Below are 15759 nucleotides of genomic sequence, written 5' to 3' on the forward strand. Positions count from 1 at the left end.
GGGACGCGCGCGCCCCATGTCACGGGGTGCTAGTATGCCTTGGCGAGCAATACGCGTTCCGTCGCCGGTTTACCGGTGAAGATGCAGTCTCCATCCACAGGCGCTGCGCCGATCGGCACGTTGCGCATGGTGAGTTTGAGCGCCTTGAGACGTTCGACCACTTCATCCAGCTCTGTCCCGGTCGGCTTGGACCACTGGACTTCGACCCATCCCGGATAACGCGAGCCGGAGAAGAACTTCTCAACCTCGGCAAAATCGGTGACACCGCGGGTAATGTTGGCATCGCGTCGTTCCTGCGCTTCGATGAGCAGGCTGGACTGCATGTGTGCGAGAATATCCGGCACCGTCTGGCCGGCAATTTCACGCGTCGGAGTCTGGAATGCGGGTTTGCCGTTCTCATCGTTCCAAAGTTTGTCACGGCGAAGCAGGCTGACGACGCCATTCTCCATGTCGCGGCCGCCGACCTCGATGATGATCGGCGCGCCCTTGCGTACATAGTCCCAGCGCTTGGCCGCAGCCTTGCCCGGGCGCGTGTCGAGAAGGACGCGGAGGGGTTCACCCAAAACGTACTGCGATGCGAGCGTGGCACGCAATGCCTCGCAATAGTCGATCAGCGCCTCGTCTTCGGGCTTGTCGCGCAGCATGGGCAGGATAACCACCTGCTGCGGGGCGATCTTGGGCGGCAGGCGCAGGCCGTCGTCGTCACCATGCGTCATGATCACGCCGCCGACCATGCGCGTCGAAACGCCCCAGCTGGTGGTGTGGCACAGGCTCTCGCCGCCATCCTTGTTCTGGTACTTGATGCCGCTGGCTTCGGCGAAATTGGTGCCGAGATAGTGGCTCGTGCCAGCCTGCAGCGCCTTGCCGTCCTGCATCATGGCTTCGATCGACCAGGTCTCGACAGCACCGGGAAAGCGTTCGTTCTCGGGCTTTTCGCCCGGGATCACCGCCAGTGCCAGGTCCTCGTCCGCGAACGCACGGTAGACTTCGAGCATGGTCAGCGTGTGGTCTTTCGCCTCTGCCTCGTCGGCATGGGCGGTATGCCCTTCCTGCCACAGGAATTCACTGGTCCGCAGGAACATGCGAGTGCGCATCTCCCAGCGCACGACATTGGCCCATTGGTTGAGCTTGAGCGGCAGATCGCGCCAGCTCTGAACCCAACGCGCCATGGCGTCACCGATGATCGTTTCCGAAGTCGGGCGGACGACCAGCGGCTCTTCGAGCTTCGCTTCGGGATCGGGAACGAGCCCACCGTCCTTGCCTGCGATCAGCCGGTGGTGCGTGACGACCGCCATTTCCTTGGCAAAACCTTCGACGTGTTCGGCCTCGCGCTCAAAATTGGAGAGCGGAATGAAGATCGGGAAATAGGCATTGGAATGGCCCGTCGCCTTGATCCGATCGTCAAGCAGGCGCTGCATGCGTTCCCAGATGCCGTAACCCCACGGGCGAATGACCATGCAACCGCGAACGCCCGACTCCTCGGCCATTTCGGCGGAAGAGATGACGTCCTGATACCAGGCTGCGAAATCGTCGGCGCGCGTGGTGCTCAAGGCATGGCGGATCTGGGCCACGGGTAATTCCTGTATCTGGTGGGTTTCGGCGCGGGCCGATGCAATTATTTGCTCAGTTCGTCCAGCTTCTTCTGCATTTCCGCCATCTGGGTTCGCATCTGGGCGAGTTCAGCGGACTGGTCCGGCTTGGCCGACTTGGAACCCGTCTTGAGCGAACCCGGAATGAAGGCCTCGGCGGCATTCTGCATCATCTTGAAGTTCGCTTCGGCCATCTTGGCCAGCGGGTTGGCTTCGATGCCCTTGGCAAAAGCCGCCTGGATCTGTTCGCGGTTCTTGCGGAAGTTGGCCATGCTGGCTTCGAGGTAGCTCGGCATCATCGCCTGCATCGAATTGCCGTACATGGAGATCAGGTCGCGCAGGAAGCTGACGGGGAGCATCTGTTGGCCGCCCTGGCTTTCCTCTTCGACGATGATCTGGGTAAGGATCGTATGCGTGATGTCGTCACCGCTCTTCGCATCCACCACCTGGAAGTCGACATTCTCGCGAACCATCTTCGCCAGGTCATCCAGCGTGATGTAACTACTGGTGTCCGTATTGTAGAGACGCCGGTTGGCGTACTTCTTGATAGTGATGGGTTCGCCCTCGGCGGTGCGTTTTGCCATGAATTGCCTCTTCCCTATTGTGCGTTGCAGCCATGCTTAGCAGGTGCACAATGTGCAGCGCAACACGTTAGGCCGACCGATCGAAGCGTTGTCCCAGAACGGTAAGCAATTCATATTGGGAAACAGAAGTTTGCTGCGCAGCATCGGGCAGGTGATATGGCAGTTCGACCCAGTCGCCCTCACACAGATCGGGAGCTGTGGAAAGGTCGATGACGATCATGTCCATCGAGACCTTGCCGAGGATCGGCAATGCAACATCGCCATGCCGGAAGCTTGCCCCGCCCCATGCCCGAAGGATACCATCGGCATAGCCGAGGGAGAGGACCCCGATGCGCATATCGGCAGGTGCTTTGAAGGTCGCATTGTAGCCGACAGCCTCGCCCGCCTTCAGGTTCCGCGTCTGGATGATCGCCGCCTTGGGGTATGCCACTTGGCGAATTCGACCGGACAGTTCGTCGCGCGGAACTCCGCCATAAAGCGACAGGCCCGGCCGCGTCAGGTCGAAGTGATAATCCGTCCCCAGAGCAATTCCGGCGCTGTTCGCGAGGCTCAGGGCCTCGTGCTGGATTGCGGGCCGCATCGCCTGAAAATCGGCGAGCTGACGTGCATTCATTGAATTGTCTTCGTCCGCACAGGCCAGATGGCTCATGAGGACTTCCACCTCGAGAGCCTGAACTGCCGGTTCCGATACTTCCGCTACACCGATGCCGAGCCGGTTAATCCCGGTATCCACCATTAGGTGGCAAGCTCCACCACCGCCCTCGGTCCAGAGCTTTGCCTGACGCACGCTGTCGATGACTGGGCGCACACCGGTCTCCCGTGCATAGGCGGCTTCTTCACCCGAGAGGGGGCCATGCAAGACTGCGATACGCTTCGCCGGCACAAACGGCAGCAAGTCCGCAACCTCGCTCCAGTGTGCGACGAAGAAATCGCGGCATCCGGCATCGACCAGGGTCGGGACACATTTCTCGACACCTAGCCCGTAGCAATCGGCCTTCACCGCGGCGCCGGCACGCGCCTTGCCGCTGAGCCTGTCGAGCTCGCGCCAGTTATGTGCCAACGCCTCGCGGTCGATATCGAGCCTTAGCGTCGGCGGGGGTACATCAACCATGCGCGTCTTCGAAATCCTTGGGCGGACCGTCGGGGATGCCCCACCACGCAACAACGAGACCGAATGCGACGATCGCGATGGTGTACCACAGCCCCGAATAGACGTTACCCGTCATGGCGACGATGTATCCCGCGATCAGCGGAAGGAACCCGCCGAGATAGCCTGCACCGATGTGATAGGGGATAGACATCGAGGAATAGCGAATACGCGCCGGGAACATCTCGCACAGCAAAGCCGCGACAGAACCATAGGTCAGTGCCGACAGCATCCCGCAGACCAGCAGCAGCCCGATGATCCCCAAAATGCTGGAGAGCGGCGGCGTCTGGCGTTCGAAGCTGTAGCCCCCATTCTCCAGCCACCCCTGTATCAAAGAGCGGCGGTCGGCATCGGCAAGTGCGGCGTAATCATTGGCTGCACCGCCAACCGAAACCGTCGTCGCCGATGAGTTGCCGTCGATGGCATAGGGCACGCCTAGCGCGGTCAGATCCTGCAGCACGCGGCCACAGGCGCTGGCCTGGACCTCCGCGAAGGGATCGTACTCGCAGGCCGCTCCGCTGACGGTCACATGTGCAGCCGCGGCGCTCTGGTTGAGGCCCGGATTGGCGAGCGCACCCATGCCCCAGAAGATCGGGAACAGCAGCACGAGCGATGCGATTGCGCCGATGATGATCGGCTTCTTGCGTCCCACCCTGTCGGACCACTTGCCGACCATGATGTAGAAACTCATGGAGATAGTACCCGCGATCAACAGCATCCATTCCACGATGCCCTCTTCCACGCGCATCGGACCGCGCAGGAACGAAAGGCCGGAGAAGAAGGCGGTATACCAGATGGTCGTCAGGATGCCCGTAATCCCGAACAAAGCGACGAAAATCCGCTTGGGATTACCGGGATAGGTCAAGCTTTCCTTGAAGGGATTGGCCGACGTTTCACCGGCCGCCTTCATCGCCTGGAAAACCGGGCTTTCCGAAAGCTTGAGCCGCATCCACAGCGAAATGCCGAGCAACACGATCGACAGCAGGAACGGGATGCGCCAGCCCCACGCGGCGAACTCGTCTACCGGAATGAGGGCGCGACAAGCGATCACGACGATGATGGAAAGAACAAAGCCCCCGACCACGCTCGCCTGGATGAAGCTGGTATAGAACCCGCGCTTCTCTGGCGGAGCATGCTCTGCCACGTAGATCGCCGCGCCCCCGTACTCCCCGCCCAGCGCGAGGCCTTGCAGGATACGCAAGCCGATCACGATGATAGGTGCGGCCAGTCCGATGCTCGCGGCGCTGGGGATCAGGCCGACACCGGCCGTCGCGACGCCCATCAGGGTCACCGTCACGAGGAAGGTATATTTGCGCCCCAGCCTGTCTCCGAGGAAACCGAACAGGATCGCGCCCAATGGCCGGAAACCGAAACCAACGGCGAAACCTGCCCAGACAAGAAGCACCTGCAACGTTTCGTTGTCACTCGGGAAGAACGCCGCGCCGATCAGGCCTGCCAAGGTGCCGTAGATGAAGAAATCATACCATTCGAAGATCGTGCCTGCGCTGCTGGCGGCGATAACGAGCCGGATTTCCTTCTCGGTCGGCTCACGCTGCATGATCTGTTCGCCTGAAGACAATTCCTCACTCCCCAAATGCCTTGTCGCGCGCCGGGGTTTAGCGAGTGCCGTCAGCCTTGCCTAGCGCATCCACGGCAGCTCTCCACGGGAGGAGGATTGCACCGTGGCGCGCCGGATACGCAATCGCGGGCTGGAGAATTTCCAGGTCCGGCCATTCGGGCATTGCTGTTATCCCATCGAGCCATGCACCAATCGCTCCCGGCATAGCCGCCATGTCGGCAGCGTTCCTGTTCGCACAATGGCGGGCGAAGATCGTAGCCGCCGCCTGACCGACCGCGCACGCCGTCACCTGCAGGCCCACAGATCGCAAATCATCGTCGAAGGATAAACGGATCGAGCTACCGCAGGTCCGCGACGTGGCTTGCCCTTGGAACGGCGCCATGTCGTCGTAGGGATATCGGGAAAGTTCTACTGCGAGCGAAAGGAAGGCAGGCGAATAGAGCGTGCCACCCGGCGGGCGGCTCACTCTGCTTCGGCCGCTTCTTCGGCGGCCCGCTCTTCGCCAAGCAGGCGCGCGCGGCGTTCGGCAAGTACTTCGACCATCGTCCGCGAACCGCCATCCACGAATTCATAGGTCGCCGCAGTGGTGATCCAGACCGGACGGCCGCGATAGTCCCACACGCTGTCATATCCGAGAACGAGCAGCGAGAACCCGATCACCACGATCACGAAACCCTTGATAGCTCCGAAACCGAAGCCGAGCACGCGGTCGATCGGTCCGAGGATCGAATTGCGGGAGGCTTCCCCGACATTGTTCGCGATGACTTTCATCGCGGCGTAAGGAATGAGGAGGAGCAGCGCGAAAGCAAGGACGGAAACTGCGATGCCAGTTCCCATGACTTCCTGCATCGCCAGCGTCAGCGGTGTGTGGAGGAAACGGATTGCAAATGCCGCGAGCACCCAGGCCGCCAGCGACAGGACTTCCTGCATGAAACCACGCGAAAAACCGCCGATGGCGGCCAGCCCGACGATAAGCAGAACGATGTAGTCAAATCCCGTCATAGACGGCGAGAGGTTTATTATGTCGCCATGACACGGTCAACGAGGTTGGCGAGTTGTCCCAATCCCTTGTAATCGAGGTCTGACGAAGCGGTCTTTTCATCGGCTGGACCGAAACCCGCCTTGAAGCCGAGCTTGGCAGCTTCCCTCATCCGGATACCCCCGTGGGCGACCGATCGCACTTCACCGGAGAGGCTGACCTCACCGACCCACACGCTGCGGTCGGGCAAGGGCTTGTCCGCCAAGGCGCTGACGAGGGCCGCTGCGACGGCGAGGTCGGCGGCGGGATCCGATAGGCGATAACCCCCTGCGACATTGAGGTAGACCTCGGCGGAACTGAAATTGAGGCCGCAGCGAGATTCCAGCACCGCCAGTAACATGGCGAGGCGGCCGTTGTCCCAACCCACAACAGCACGGCGCGGGGTGGCGCCCGACTGGAGACGCACGATCAGCGCCTGGATTTCGACCAGTACAGGCCGCGTTCCTTCCATCGCCGGGAATACGGCGCTTCCGGCCATTTGCTGGTCCCGGCCCGAAAGGAACAGCATCGAAGGGTTCTCGACTTCTTCCAGCCCTTCCCCGGCCATGGCGAATACACCGATTTCATCGACCGCACCGAAACGGTTCTTGAGCGCGCGCAGGATGCGGTACTGATGGCTACGCTCGCCCTCGAAGCTCATCACCACATCGACCATGTGTTCAAGCACGCGAGGTCCAGCAATATTGCCGTCCTTGGTCACATGGCCGACGAGGACCAGCGCGACCCCGTTTTCCTTGGCATAGCGTATCAACTCGAAGGCACAGCCGCGAACCTGGCTGACCGTGCCCGGCGCGCCTTCGATCGTGTCGGAATGCATCGTCTGGATGGAATCGATGACGAGGAACTTGGGCGGCTCCATCGTGCCAAGCGTGGTCAGGATGTCACGCACACCGGTTGCCGCTGCGAGCTTTACCGGGGCATCGGACAGGCCGAGGCGGGCCGCGCGCATCCGCACCTGGCCTGCCGCTTCCTCGCCGCTGACGTAGACGACGCCGTGCCCTTCCCGCGCTACCTTGGCGGCTGCCTGGAGCAAAAGCGTGGACTTCCCGATGCCGGGATCGCCGCCCATCAGGATCGCGCTGCCGGGAACGAGACCACCGCCGAGTGCACGGTCGAATTCTGCCATACCGGTCTTTTGTCGCACGGGCATTTCGCCCGGCTTGTCGAGATCGACGAATTCTACCGCCCGCCCCCCGCTGGACAGATCATGCTTGAGCGAGAACACCGTAGCGGGTGCATCTTCCACAAGCGTATTCCATTCCGCGCAGTCGGCGCACTGCCCCTGCCAGCGGTGGGAAACACCGCCACAAGCCTGACAGACATAGCGTTTCTTCGGTTTGGCCATGGGTGTTGGCTAGACGGAACATTTGCGGAACGCAATTGCCAATGCGCCGTCGAGTGTGCACAAGCCTCGGCGATGCGGCAAAAAGAACTACGGATCGCGCTTGTCTGCTACGGCGGGGTCAGCCTGGCGGTCTATATGCACGGGGTCACACGTGAATTGTGGCACCTTGCTCGGGCCAGTCGCGACTATCATTCGGGAACGCCCTCCTCCTCCGGTGTAGACGCCGTTTACCGCGAAATGCTTTCCGCGATCGAGGAAGATCACGAGCTCCGCCTACGGATCATCCCCGACATCATGAGCGGAGCGAGCGCGGGCGGGATCAATGCCGTGTTTCTCGCACAGGCCATCCATTCCGGGCAAAGCCTCGAACCGCTGACCGACCTCTGGCTCGAAGTCGCCGATGTCGATGAACTCACCGATCCCGATGCCCGCTTGCGGTGGCGCGGTGGCAAGTTCTGGGCGCAGCCGCTGGCGACCTTTATCCTGAGCCGTCCCGGCACGGAAATCGCGGAACAGGTCGCGCCCGAAACTCGTGCGGAAGTGAGGCGCAAGGTTTCGCACCTGATCCGCGGCCGCTGGTTCGAACCGCCATTCTCCGGGCTCGGTTTCTCCAAGCTGCTGGAGCGCGCCTTCAGCGCGATGGCCGAGGCACCGGTGGAGGCTCCGCTGCTTCCGCCTGGGCATCCGCTGGACCTTTTCGTCACCGCGACCGACTTCCACGGGTATCTGGAACTCCTGCGCCTCAACAGCCCGCCGGTTGTCGAGGACACCGAGCATCGCCTCCCCATCTCCATGCGAAGCAGGGTTCCTGCCATGGGCGGATGTGATCTGGCCAATCCGCTTGAACTGGTGTTTGCTGCCCGTGCGACAGCGAGTTTTCCAGGTGCATTCCCGCCGCTCAAGATCGAAGAGATAGACCAGCTGGCCGAGGAAAGCGGTCGCGCCTGGAGTGGGCGCGAAGAGTTCCTCGACACCATCATGCCCGTCCACGTGATGCGCGGCGACACGGAAACGGTATCACTGATCGACGGATCGGTGCTGGTGAACAAGCCATTCGGAGGGGCGATGGCCGCGCTTCGCGGAAGACCTGCCCAGAGAGAGGTCGATCGCCGCTTCGTTTATGTCGATCCGCGCCCCGACAGGTTCGGTTCGCGCGATGATCGCGCGTCGCGCGATGTCGGGTTTTTCTCGGCCATTTTCGGTTCGCTTTCCACGATCCCGCGCGAACAGCCGATCCGTGACAACCTGGAACAGCTCGATGAGCAGAGCCGAGAAGCAGAACGCTTGCAGAGGATCGTCGCTGCACTGCGACCCGAAGTCGACGCGACTGTCGAGCGGCTGTTCGGGCGCACGCTTTTTCTCGACCGGCCAACGCCGAAACGATTGAAGAATTGGCGCCAGAAAGCGCAGCAGGCTGCCGCGGAACAGGCCGGCTATGCCTTCCATTCCTACGCTCAGGCCAAGCTCAGCGGGATCGTCTCGCGGCTGGCGAAACTGGCCTATGATGCTGCACCTTCCCTGCACCTTCCCGATCCGTTGGCGGTCGAAGAGGTCCTGCGCGAGGAGTTGCGACGGCGCGGCCTGACCACGCTTTCAAGCGGCAATGGCGGAGCGACCAACGAAGCCATCGGGTTTTTCCGTGAGCACGATATCGGTTTCCGGATCAGGCGCCTCAGATTGCTTGCCCGCAGGCTGGCCCGCGATTGGGAGGCCGACCCCGAGATTTCGGACGGCGCGCTCGAGCAGGGCCGCGATGCAATCTATTCCATCCTCTCGCTTTACTTCGAAAGGGAAGGCCTGGCCTCGCTGGGCGAGGAGTTTCACGATGTCGCGCAAAGCGTGCTCGGCGATCCGGGCACGGTGCTCGATATGATCGAAGGCAAGCGATTGCTCATCGATACCGACGACAAGGCGGAGGAGATGCTGGCAGAGGCGCTACAGGCGATGCCGGCCAATCTGAAGCGGCGGATGCTGTTCGCCTATCTCGGATTCCCATTTTACGACGTCGCAACCCTGCCGCTGCTGCGCAACGAGGGTTTCACGGAATTCGATCCGGTAAAGGTAGACCGCATCAGCCCCGATGATGCGCGCAGCATTCGTGAAGGCGGGACACGCGCCACCCTTCGAGGGATCGAGTTCTACAATTTCGGCGCGTTCTTCAGCAGGTCCTATCGCGAAAACGACTACCTGTGGGGCCGCCTGCACGGTGCGGAACGGATGATCGATCTCGTCTGCTCGACCGTCGACCACGCTCCCGGCGAACTTGTGGTCAGGAGCTTCAAGAAGAAAGCATTTCTCGCGATCCTGGACGAAGAAGAGGCCGCACGACGATGTGCCCGCGGCCTCCTCGATCAGATTAGATCCGAAGTGCTCGAACGGTTGATCTAACCGCCGAATACTTCCTTGAGTTTGTTAAAGAAACCCCTGCTTTCAGGGCATTCGTCACCGGTCTCGGTCTCGCGGAACTCTTCGAGAATTTCCCGCTGCTGCTTGCTCAGCTTTGTCGGGGTTTCCACGGCGATCTCGACCACCATGTCACCGCGCCCACGGCCTTGGAGAATAGGCATCCCGGCACCCCGCTGGCGCAATTGCTTCCCGGACTGGATACCGGCCGGGATTTCCAGGGTGATCTCATCACCGTCGAGACCCGGTATGTCGATCGAACCGCCCAGTGCAGCCGTGGTGAAGCTGATCGGTACGCGGGTCGCCAGCGTCGTTCCTTCGCGGATGAAGATCGGATGCTGTTTCACGTGCACGAATATGTAGAGATCGCCCGGGGCGGCACCGCGCGGTCCAGCCTCTCCCTTGCCCGACAATCGGATGCGCGTGCCGGTATCGACGCCCGGCGGCATCTCGATTTCGAGCTTTTGCGGAACGTCGACCTGCCCTTCCCCGCGGCAATCCCGACAAGGGCTGGTGATGATTTCGCCATCGCCGTGACAATTGGGACAGGGACGCTCGACCACGAAGAAGCCCTGTTTCGCGCGTACCTTGCCCTGACCCGAGCACAGGTTGCAGGTTCGCTTCTGCGTGCCCGGTGTTGCGCCGCTTCCATGGCAAGTTTCGCACGAGCGGCTGACTTCGATTTCGATCTCGGTCGATTTGCCGTCGAACGCTTCTTCGAGGCTGACCTCCATGTCGTAGCGCAAATCGGCACCGCGACGGGGTTGGGCCCGGCCGCCGCCACCAAAGGCGCTGCCGAAGATAGTCTCGAAGATATCGCCAATATCGCCGAAGTCGGCGCCCGGATGGCCGTGACCGCCCCCGCCCTGCATGCCCTGGGTGAAGGCCTCATGACCGAAGCGGTCGTATGCCGCGCGTTTCTGGGGGTCCTTGAGGCATTCATAGGCGGCGCTGACCGCCTTGAAAGTATTCTCGCTTTCGGTGCACCCGGGGTTGCGATCCGGATGGTGTTTCATCGCGAGCTTGCGATAGGCGGACTTGATCGTCGCGCCATCCGCATCCCGGCTGACGCCGAGCAATTCGTAAAAGTCGATTTCAGTAGCTGACATGATGATCCCGCCTGACAAAAATCCAACCGCCACCGGCGCATTTCGCACCGATGGCGGTCGGGGTTTTCATCAGGAGCCTTAGTTCTTCGCGTCTTCGTCGACTTCGGAGAATTCGGCATCGACGACCTCTTCGTCCTTGCCGGCATCGCCGCCGTCTTCGCTCGGGGCATCGGCCGAAGCCTTCGCCTGCTCCTGCTCGTAGATCGACTGGCCCATCTTCATCGCGCTCTGCGACAGGTCCTGGGCCTTGGCGTTGATGTCAGCTGCATCGTCACCTTCGAGCGCGGTCTTGAGCGCCGCGACCTTTTCTTCGACTTCGCTCTTCAGCGAAGCGTCGATCTTGTCGCCATGCTCTTCGAGTTGCTTTTCGGTCGCGTGGACGAGGCTGTCGGCCTGGTTACGGGCCTCGGCACCTTCCTTGCGCTTCTTGTCCTCGTCCGCGAACTTCTCCGCGTCCTGGACCATCTGCTCGATATCGGCGTCGGTCAGACCGCCGGATGCCTGGATGCGGATCTGCTGTTCCTTGCCGGTTCCCTTGTCCTTGGCGCTGACGTTGACGATGCCGTTGGCGTCGATGTCGAAGGTAACCTCGACCTGCGGCACACCGCGCGGTGCAGGCGGAATGCCGACGAGGTCGAACTGGCCGAGCAGCTTGTTGTCTGCCGCCATCTCGCGTTCACCCTGGAACACGCGGATCGTCACGGCCTGCTGATTGTCCTCGGCAGTCGAGTAGGTCTGCGTCTTCTTGGTCGGGATCGTCGTGTTGCGATCGATCATGCGGGTAAACACGCCGCCAAGCGTTTCGATACCCAGCGAAAGCGGGGTCACGTCGAGCAGCAGCACGTCCTTGACGTCGCCCTGCAGGACGCCGGCCTGGATAGCAGCACCCATGGCCACGACTTCATCGGGGTTCACGCCGGTGTGCGGCTTGGAACCGAAGAAGCCTTCGACCACTTCGCGTACCTTGGGCATGCGGGTCATGCCGCCGACCATGATGACTTCGTCGATCTCGTCCTTGGAGACGCCGGCATCGGCCAAGGCCTTCTTGCACGGCTCGAGCGTGCGCTGGATGAGGTCGCCGACCATCTTTTCGAGGTCTGCGCGGCTGATCGTTTCGACAAGGTGCAGCGGAGTGGACGAACCACCTTCCATGCGGGCGGTGATGAAGGGCAGGTTGACTTCGGTGGTCTGGGCCGAGCTCAGCTCGATCTTGGCCTTTTCCGCCGCTTCCTTGAGACGCTGCAGAGCGAGCTTGTCGCTCTTCAGGTCCATGTTTTCCTTCTTCTTGAACTGGTCGGCCAGCCATTCGACAATCGCGCTGTCGAAGTCTTCACCGCCCAGGAAGGTGTCGCCATTAGTCGACTTCACTTCGAAGACGCCGTCGCCGATTTCCAGGATGGAAACGTCGAAGGTACCGCCACCAAGGTCGTAGACTGCGATGGTCTTGCCATCTTCCTTGTCGAGACCGTAGGCGAGCGCTGCCGCAGTCGGCTCGTTGATGATGCGCAGCACTTCGAGACCCGCGATCTGGCCGGCATCCTTGGTTGCCTGGCGCTGCGCGTCATTGAAGTATGCCGGAACGGTGATGACAGCCTGCTCCACCTTTTCGCCAAGATAGCTCTCGGCCGTTTCCTTCATCTTCTGGAGGATGAAAGCGGAAATCTGGCTGGGCGAATATTCTTCGCCGCCGGCCTTTACCCACGCATCGCCGTTCTTGCCCTTGACGATGTCATAGGGGACCAGCTCGGTGTCCTTCTTGGTCACCGGGTCATCAAAACGGCGGCCGATAAGGCGCTTCACCGCGAAAACCGTGTTGTCCGGATTGGTTACTGCCTGGCGCTTGGCCGGCTGACCGATGAGACGTTCGCCGTCCTTGGTGAAGGCGACGATGGAAGGCGTGGTACGCGCGCCTTCGGAATTTTCGATGACCTTCGGCTTGCCGCCGTCCATCACGGCAACGCAGCTGTTGGTGGTGCCGAGGTCGATACCGATTACTTTAGCCATGGTTTCCCCATAAGTTTCACATTGTTGGACACCGCGCGTCTGGTCCCCCACGAGAGGCGGAACCGGTCGGCGGCTCATTCGAGTGGTGTGTTACCCGAGCGATATAGGTGCGGTTTTTCTTGGCACAAGGGAGGTCCCCCGCTAGTTTTTTGCGCCATCAACAGGAGGGAATTTCCGTAATGTTCAAACCCGTTTTCGCCGCTGCTATGCTCGCTGGCTCCAGCCTGGCCCTTACCGCTTGCGGAGGAGCCGAGGAACAAGCGCAGTCGTCGGCAACCACCGACGCGGCCGGTCTGACGATCGAAAATGCGCGTATGGTCCTTCCCGCAGTCGCCGGAAATCCTGCGGCGATCTACTTCGATCTCACCAACAATAGCGATCGCGGTGTCGCGGTACGCAAGGCCGAAGTCGATGGTGCGGGTAAGACCGAAGTCCACGGCACAATGGAGTGGAGCGGCAAGATGGAAATGAGCGAAACCGGACCGCAAGCGGTATCGGCCGGGGAAACGCTCAAATTCGAGCCGGGCGGACTCCATGTCATGGTCTTCGACCTTTCGCCCGATCTCGTCGCCGGTAGCGAAACCGCGATGACCCTGACTGTGGCAGGCGGCAAGTCGGCCACCTTCACCGTTCCGATCCAGGCCGCCGGGGAAGAGCGCTGAGCGACCCTCGCGATACGCTTGAAATCGAGAGCCACGATGCCGCCGTTCCCGCGACCTGCGAGATCGGCGGACAGCGGCCCCTTACTGATGGGGAAATAGCTCTTGCGAAAAGTGTTTTCGGGACGGCAATCGATTATGCGCGTGTCACGATCCGGCGGCGCAAATGGTTTCCTTTTCAGCCGCGCCGCGTGACCATGGCCCCCAGGGGACATGTTCATTTCCACCCGGCTTCGGAAAACTATTGCGACGACTTTTCGACCGCCAGCACCAGGCGGCAGGGTCTCTTCATTCATGAGATGGTCCACGTGTGGCAGACCCAGACCCGCGGTGAGTGGTATCTGGTAACCCGGCGCATGCCCTGGGCCCGATACGATTACTCGCTGAAGCCTGGTTGGTCGCTGGAACGCTACGGGATCGAACAGCAGGCAGAGATCGTCAAACACGCCTTCTGGCTGCGCAACGGCATGAAGATCGCAGGTGTCGGCGATAGCTCTGCCTACGATCTGCTGGTAAACTTTCCGGAAGCGGAGGGATGACCTTCCTGATCCGCAGCTTCAAGGCGGGTGACGAAGCCGCCTTCGCTGCGCTCAACCTGCGCTGGATCGAAGAGTATTTCGGCATCGAGGAGCGCGACCGGCGCCAGCTCGAAAATCCGGTTGCCTCGCTTCTCGACCCCGGCGGCGCGATCGTGATTGCCGAAGTGGATGGCCGTGTGGCCGGTTGCGGGGCCCTTGCCATTCCGCATGAACCTGCACCCGATGGACGAAAATGGCTGGAAGTGGTGAAAATGGCGACAGATCCGTCAGCGCAGGGCTCCGGCCTCGGATCTGCCATCCTCGATCGCCTCATCGAATTGGCCCGGAACCGCGGTGCCGATGCACTCTGGCTGGAAACGAACTCGGTCCTGGAAGCGGCCACGCGCCTTTATCGGCGCAAGGGTTTCCGCGCTCTAGAGCCGCATGAATTACGCCACACCCCCTATGCGCGGTGCAATCTGCAGATGGTCCGCGAACTCTGAACGACCCGGGGCTATCCACACCCGTATCTTGAGCAAACCGGTTTCAATGGATACGAATGCACGCATTGACCGAGCGGCCCAACCCGCGCTCGGCGATGAGTCATCACAATGGAGCTTAAAGACTACGGTATGAGCCGCGAGCGCGGCTATCTTTCGCATTACGAGATCGACGAGATCACGCTCCCCCCACAATTCGACCCCATGGTGAAAGCGGCCGGCATATTGTCGGCATTGCTCACCTCGGGCCGCGTTCGGCATTTCCTCGACGCCCTGCCCGATCCCGATATTTCGGATTGGGTGAAGAACGCTCCGGAGGAAGAAGTCCGCACGGCCATGGTGCATTATTCCTTCCTCGTGCAAGCTTATGTCTGGGGCGAGGCGGATCCACCGAAACACCTGCCGGTCAATCTCGCCCGTCCGATGTGCGCCTTGGCCGACCGACTGGGTCAGGCGCCGCTCTTGCCCTACTCCGGCTACGTACTCGACAATTGGTACCGGCTCGACAAGTCGGGACCGATCGCGCTCGACAATATCGCCATGCATCAGAATTTCCTGTGCGGCGCCGACGAGAACTGGTTCGTCCTGGTCCATGTCGCGATCGAAGCCGAAGCTGGCGTCCTGCTGGACAACGCCGCCAAGCTCGTGGGCATTGCCAAAGACGGCGATGCGGCTGAAGCGATCCGTTTGCTCAAGGAAATGGATGCGGCATGGGAACGGATCTACGATCACTTCGCTCGGATGCCGGAACAGTGCGATCCGTACATCTATTTCCACCGCGTTCGGCCCTATATCCACGGCTGGGCGAACAATCCGGCACTAAAGGACGGCGGACTGGTCTACGAGGGGATTGAAAGCTTCGAGGGCAAGCCGCAGGCATTGCGCGGCCAGACGGGTTCGCAGTCTTCCATCGTCCCGGCAATGGACGCCCTGTTCCAGGTCGGCCACAGCGACGATCCGCTCAAGAGCTTCCTCGACGAGTTGCATCAGTACCGCCCTGTCGAGCATCGCCGTTTCATCGAAGATCTCGCAGCGCAATCGAAGCTCCGCGATTTCGTCTCGGCTAGCGACAATGCCGAACTCAAGGCGGCCTTCAACGCCTGCCTCGAACAATCCGCCCGCTTCCGCACCCGTCACCTCGAGTATGCGGCGAGCTACATCAACAAGCAGGCTGGCAGCATCGCAGGCAACGATCCCGATGTCGGTACGGGAGGCACGCCATTCATGAAGTACCTCAAGAAGCATCGCGACGAAAATCGCGCTCAACTGGTCACCTGAAGATG

At 61.2% G+C, this 15759-nt stretch carries 14 protein-coding genes; 5 read left to right on the plus strand and 9 right to left on the minus strand.

Annotated features, from left to right (window positions below):
* Positions 1-29 precede the first annotated feature (29 nt).
* From proS to radA, 7 genes are all read right to left on the minus strand, one after another.
* Positions 30-1571, minus strand: a complete 1542-nt coding sequence (proS, locus tag CVE41_RS00070) for a proline--tRNA ligase (protein WP_100258838.1) — start codon at positions 1569-1571, stop codon at positions 30-32.
* A 44-nt stretch (positions 1572-1615) separates the two neighbouring features.
* A complete protein-coding gene (gene phaR, locus CVE41_RS00075; protein WP_100258839.1) occupies positions 1616-2173 on the minus strand; it encodes a polyhydroxyalkanoate synthesis repressor PhaR in 558 nt (185 codons plus the stop codon).
* A 67-nt stretch (positions 2174-2240) separates the two neighbouring features.
* Positions 2241-3284: an alanine racemase gene (gene alr, locus CVE41_RS00080; RefSeq protein WP_100258840.1), complete on the minus strand. Its 1044-nt coding sequence runs from the start codon at positions 3282-3284 to the stop codon at positions 2241-2243.
* The gene (locus CVE41_RS00085) at positions 3277-4878 is read right to left on the minus strand and encodes an MFS transporter (protein ID WP_100258841.1); all 1602 of its coding nucleotides are present in this window, start codon (positions 4876-4878) and stop codon (positions 3277-3279) included. The genes alr and CVE41_RS00085 overlap by 8 nt, the downstream gene beginning before the upstream one ends.
* Positions 4879-4936: 58 nt before the next feature.
* Positions 4937-5365 (minus strand): iron-sulfur cluster assembly scaffold protein, encoded by a 429-nt coding sequence (locus CVE41_RS00090; protein WP_100258842.1) that lies wholly within the window; start codon positions 5363-5365, stop codon positions 4937-4939.
* Positions 5362-5901: a CvpA family protein gene (locus CVE41_RS00095; RefSeq protein ID WP_100258843.1), complete on the minus strand. Its 540-nt coding sequence runs from the start codon at positions 5899-5901 to the stop codon at positions 5362-5364. Before CVE41_RS00095 ends, CVE41_RS00090 begins: the two co-directional genes overlap by 4 nt.
* 17 nt (positions 5902-5918) lie before the next feature.
* Positions 5919-7283: a DNA repair protein RadA gene (radA, locus tag CVE41_RS00100; protein ID WP_100258844.1), complete on the minus strand. Its 1365-nt coding sequence runs from the start codon at positions 7281-7283 to the stop codon at positions 5919-5921.
* A 72-nt stretch (positions 7284-7355) separates the two neighbouring features.
* Here radA and CVE41_RS00105 point away from each other — a divergent pair, with 72 nt between their 5' ends.
* On the plus strand, positions 7356-9671 hold the full coding sequence (locus CVE41_RS00105) for a patatin-like protein (protein WP_100258845.1): 2316 nt from the start codon (positions 7356-7358) through the stop codon (positions 9669-9671).
* Here CVE41_RS00105 and dnaJ read toward each other — a convergent pair.
* Together dnaJ and dnaK are read right to left on the minus strand one after the other, a co-directional pair.
* Positions 9668-10795 carry a molecular chaperone DnaJ gene (dnaJ, locus tag CVE41_RS00110; RefSeq protein ID WP_100258846.1) on the minus strand — a complete coding sequence of 376 codons (1128 nt, stop codon included), beginning with the start codon at positions 10793-10795 and terminating at the stop codon, positions 9668-9670. The two genes, CVE41_RS00105 and dnaJ, sit on opposite strands and share 4 nt — an antisense overlap.
* Positions 10796-10873: 78 nt before the next feature.
* Positions 10874-12799 carry a molecular chaperone DnaK gene (gene dnaK, locus CVE41_RS00115; protein ID WP_100258847.1) on the minus strand — a complete coding sequence of 642 codons (1926 nt, stop codon included), beginning with the start codon at positions 12797-12799 and terminating at the stop codon, positions 10874-10876.
* Between the two features lie 179 nt (positions 12800-12978).
* Between dnaK and CVE41_RS00120 the strand changes: the two genes are divergently transcribed.
* From CVE41_RS00120 to CVE41_RS00135, 4 genes are all read left to right on the plus strand, one after another.
* Positions 12979-13461, plus strand: a complete 483-nt coding sequence (locus CVE41_RS00120) for a copper chaperone PCu(A)C (RefSeq protein WP_100258848.1) — start codon at positions 12979-12981, stop codon at positions 13459-13461.
* A 62-nt stretch (positions 13462-13523) separates the two neighbouring features.
* Positions 13524-13997 carry a vgr related protein gene (locus tag CVE41_RS00125; RefSeq protein WP_100258849.1) on the plus strand — a complete coding sequence of 158 codons (474 nt, stop codon included), beginning with the start codon at positions 13524-13526 and terminating at the stop codon, positions 13995-13997.
* On the plus strand, positions 13994-14479 hold the full coding sequence (locus CVE41_RS00130; protein ID WP_100258850.1) for a GNAT family N-acetyltransferase: 486 nt from the start codon (positions 13994-13996) through the stop codon (positions 14477-14479). The genes CVE41_RS00125 and CVE41_RS00130 overlap by 4 nt, the downstream gene beginning before the upstream one ends.
* A 108-nt stretch (positions 14480-14587) precedes the next feature.
* Entirely contained in the window at positions 14588-15754 is a 1167-nt protein-coding gene (locus CVE41_RS00135; RefSeq protein WP_100258851.1) for a PrnB family protein, read from the plus strand.
* Positions 15755-15759: the final 5 nt, after the last annotated feature.

Source organism: Qipengyuania seohaensis (genome assembly GCF_002795865.1).
In the GTDB taxonomy this organism is placed as follows: domain Bacteria; phylum Pseudomonadota; class Alphaproteobacteria; order Sphingomonadales; family Sphingomonadaceae; genus Qipengyuania; species Qipengyuania seohaensis.

What these genes read in the sequence shown, in the direction of transcription:
- phaR (WP_100258839.1), bottom strand. Translation starts at nt 2,173, where the DNA reads ATGGCAAAACGCACCGCCGAGGGCGAACCCATCACTATCAAGAAGTAC.
- alr (WP_100258840.1), bottom strand. Translation starts at nt 3,284, where the DNA reads ATGGTTGATGTACCCCCGCCGACGCTAAGGCTCGATATCGACCGCGAG.
- CVE41_RS00085 (WP_100258841.1), bottom strand. Translation starts at nt 4,878, where the DNA reads ATGCAGCGTGAGCCGACCGAGAAGGAAATCCGGCTCGTTATCGCCGCC.
- CVE41_RS00095 (WP_100258843.1), bottom strand. Translation starts at nt 5,901, where the DNA reads ATGACGGGATTTGACTACATCGTTCTGCTTATCGTCGGGCTGGCCGCC.
- radA (WP_100258844.1), bottom strand. Translation starts at nt 7,283, where the DNA reads ATGGCCAAACCGAAGAAACGCTATGTCTGTCAGGCTTGTGGCGGTGTT.
- CVE41_RS00105 (WP_100258845.1), top strand. Translation starts at nt 7,356, where the DNA reads ATGCGGCAAAAAGAACTACGGATCGCGCTTGTCTGCTACGGCGGGGTC.
- dnaJ (WP_100258846.1), bottom strand. Translation starts at nt 10,795, where the DNA reads ATGTCAGCTACTGAAATCGACTTTTACGAATTGCTCGGCGTCAGCCGG.
- dnaK (WP_100258847.1), bottom strand. Translation starts at nt 12,799, where the DNA reads ATGGCTAAAGTAATCGGTATCGACCTCGGCACCACCAACAGCTGCGTT.
- CVE41_RS00120 (WP_100258848.1), top strand. Translation starts at nt 12,979, where the DNA reads ATGTTCAAACCCGTTTTCGCCGCTGCTATGCTCGCTGGCTCCAGCCTG.
- CVE41_RS00130 (WP_100258850.1), top strand. Translation starts at nt 13,994, where the DNA reads ATGACCTTCCTGATCCGCAGCTTCAAGGCGGGTGACGAAGCCGCCTTC.
- CVE41_RS00135 (WP_100258851.1), top strand. Translation starts at nt 14,588, where the DNA reads ATGGAGCTTAAAGACTACGGTATGAGCCGCGAGCGCGGCTATCTTTCG.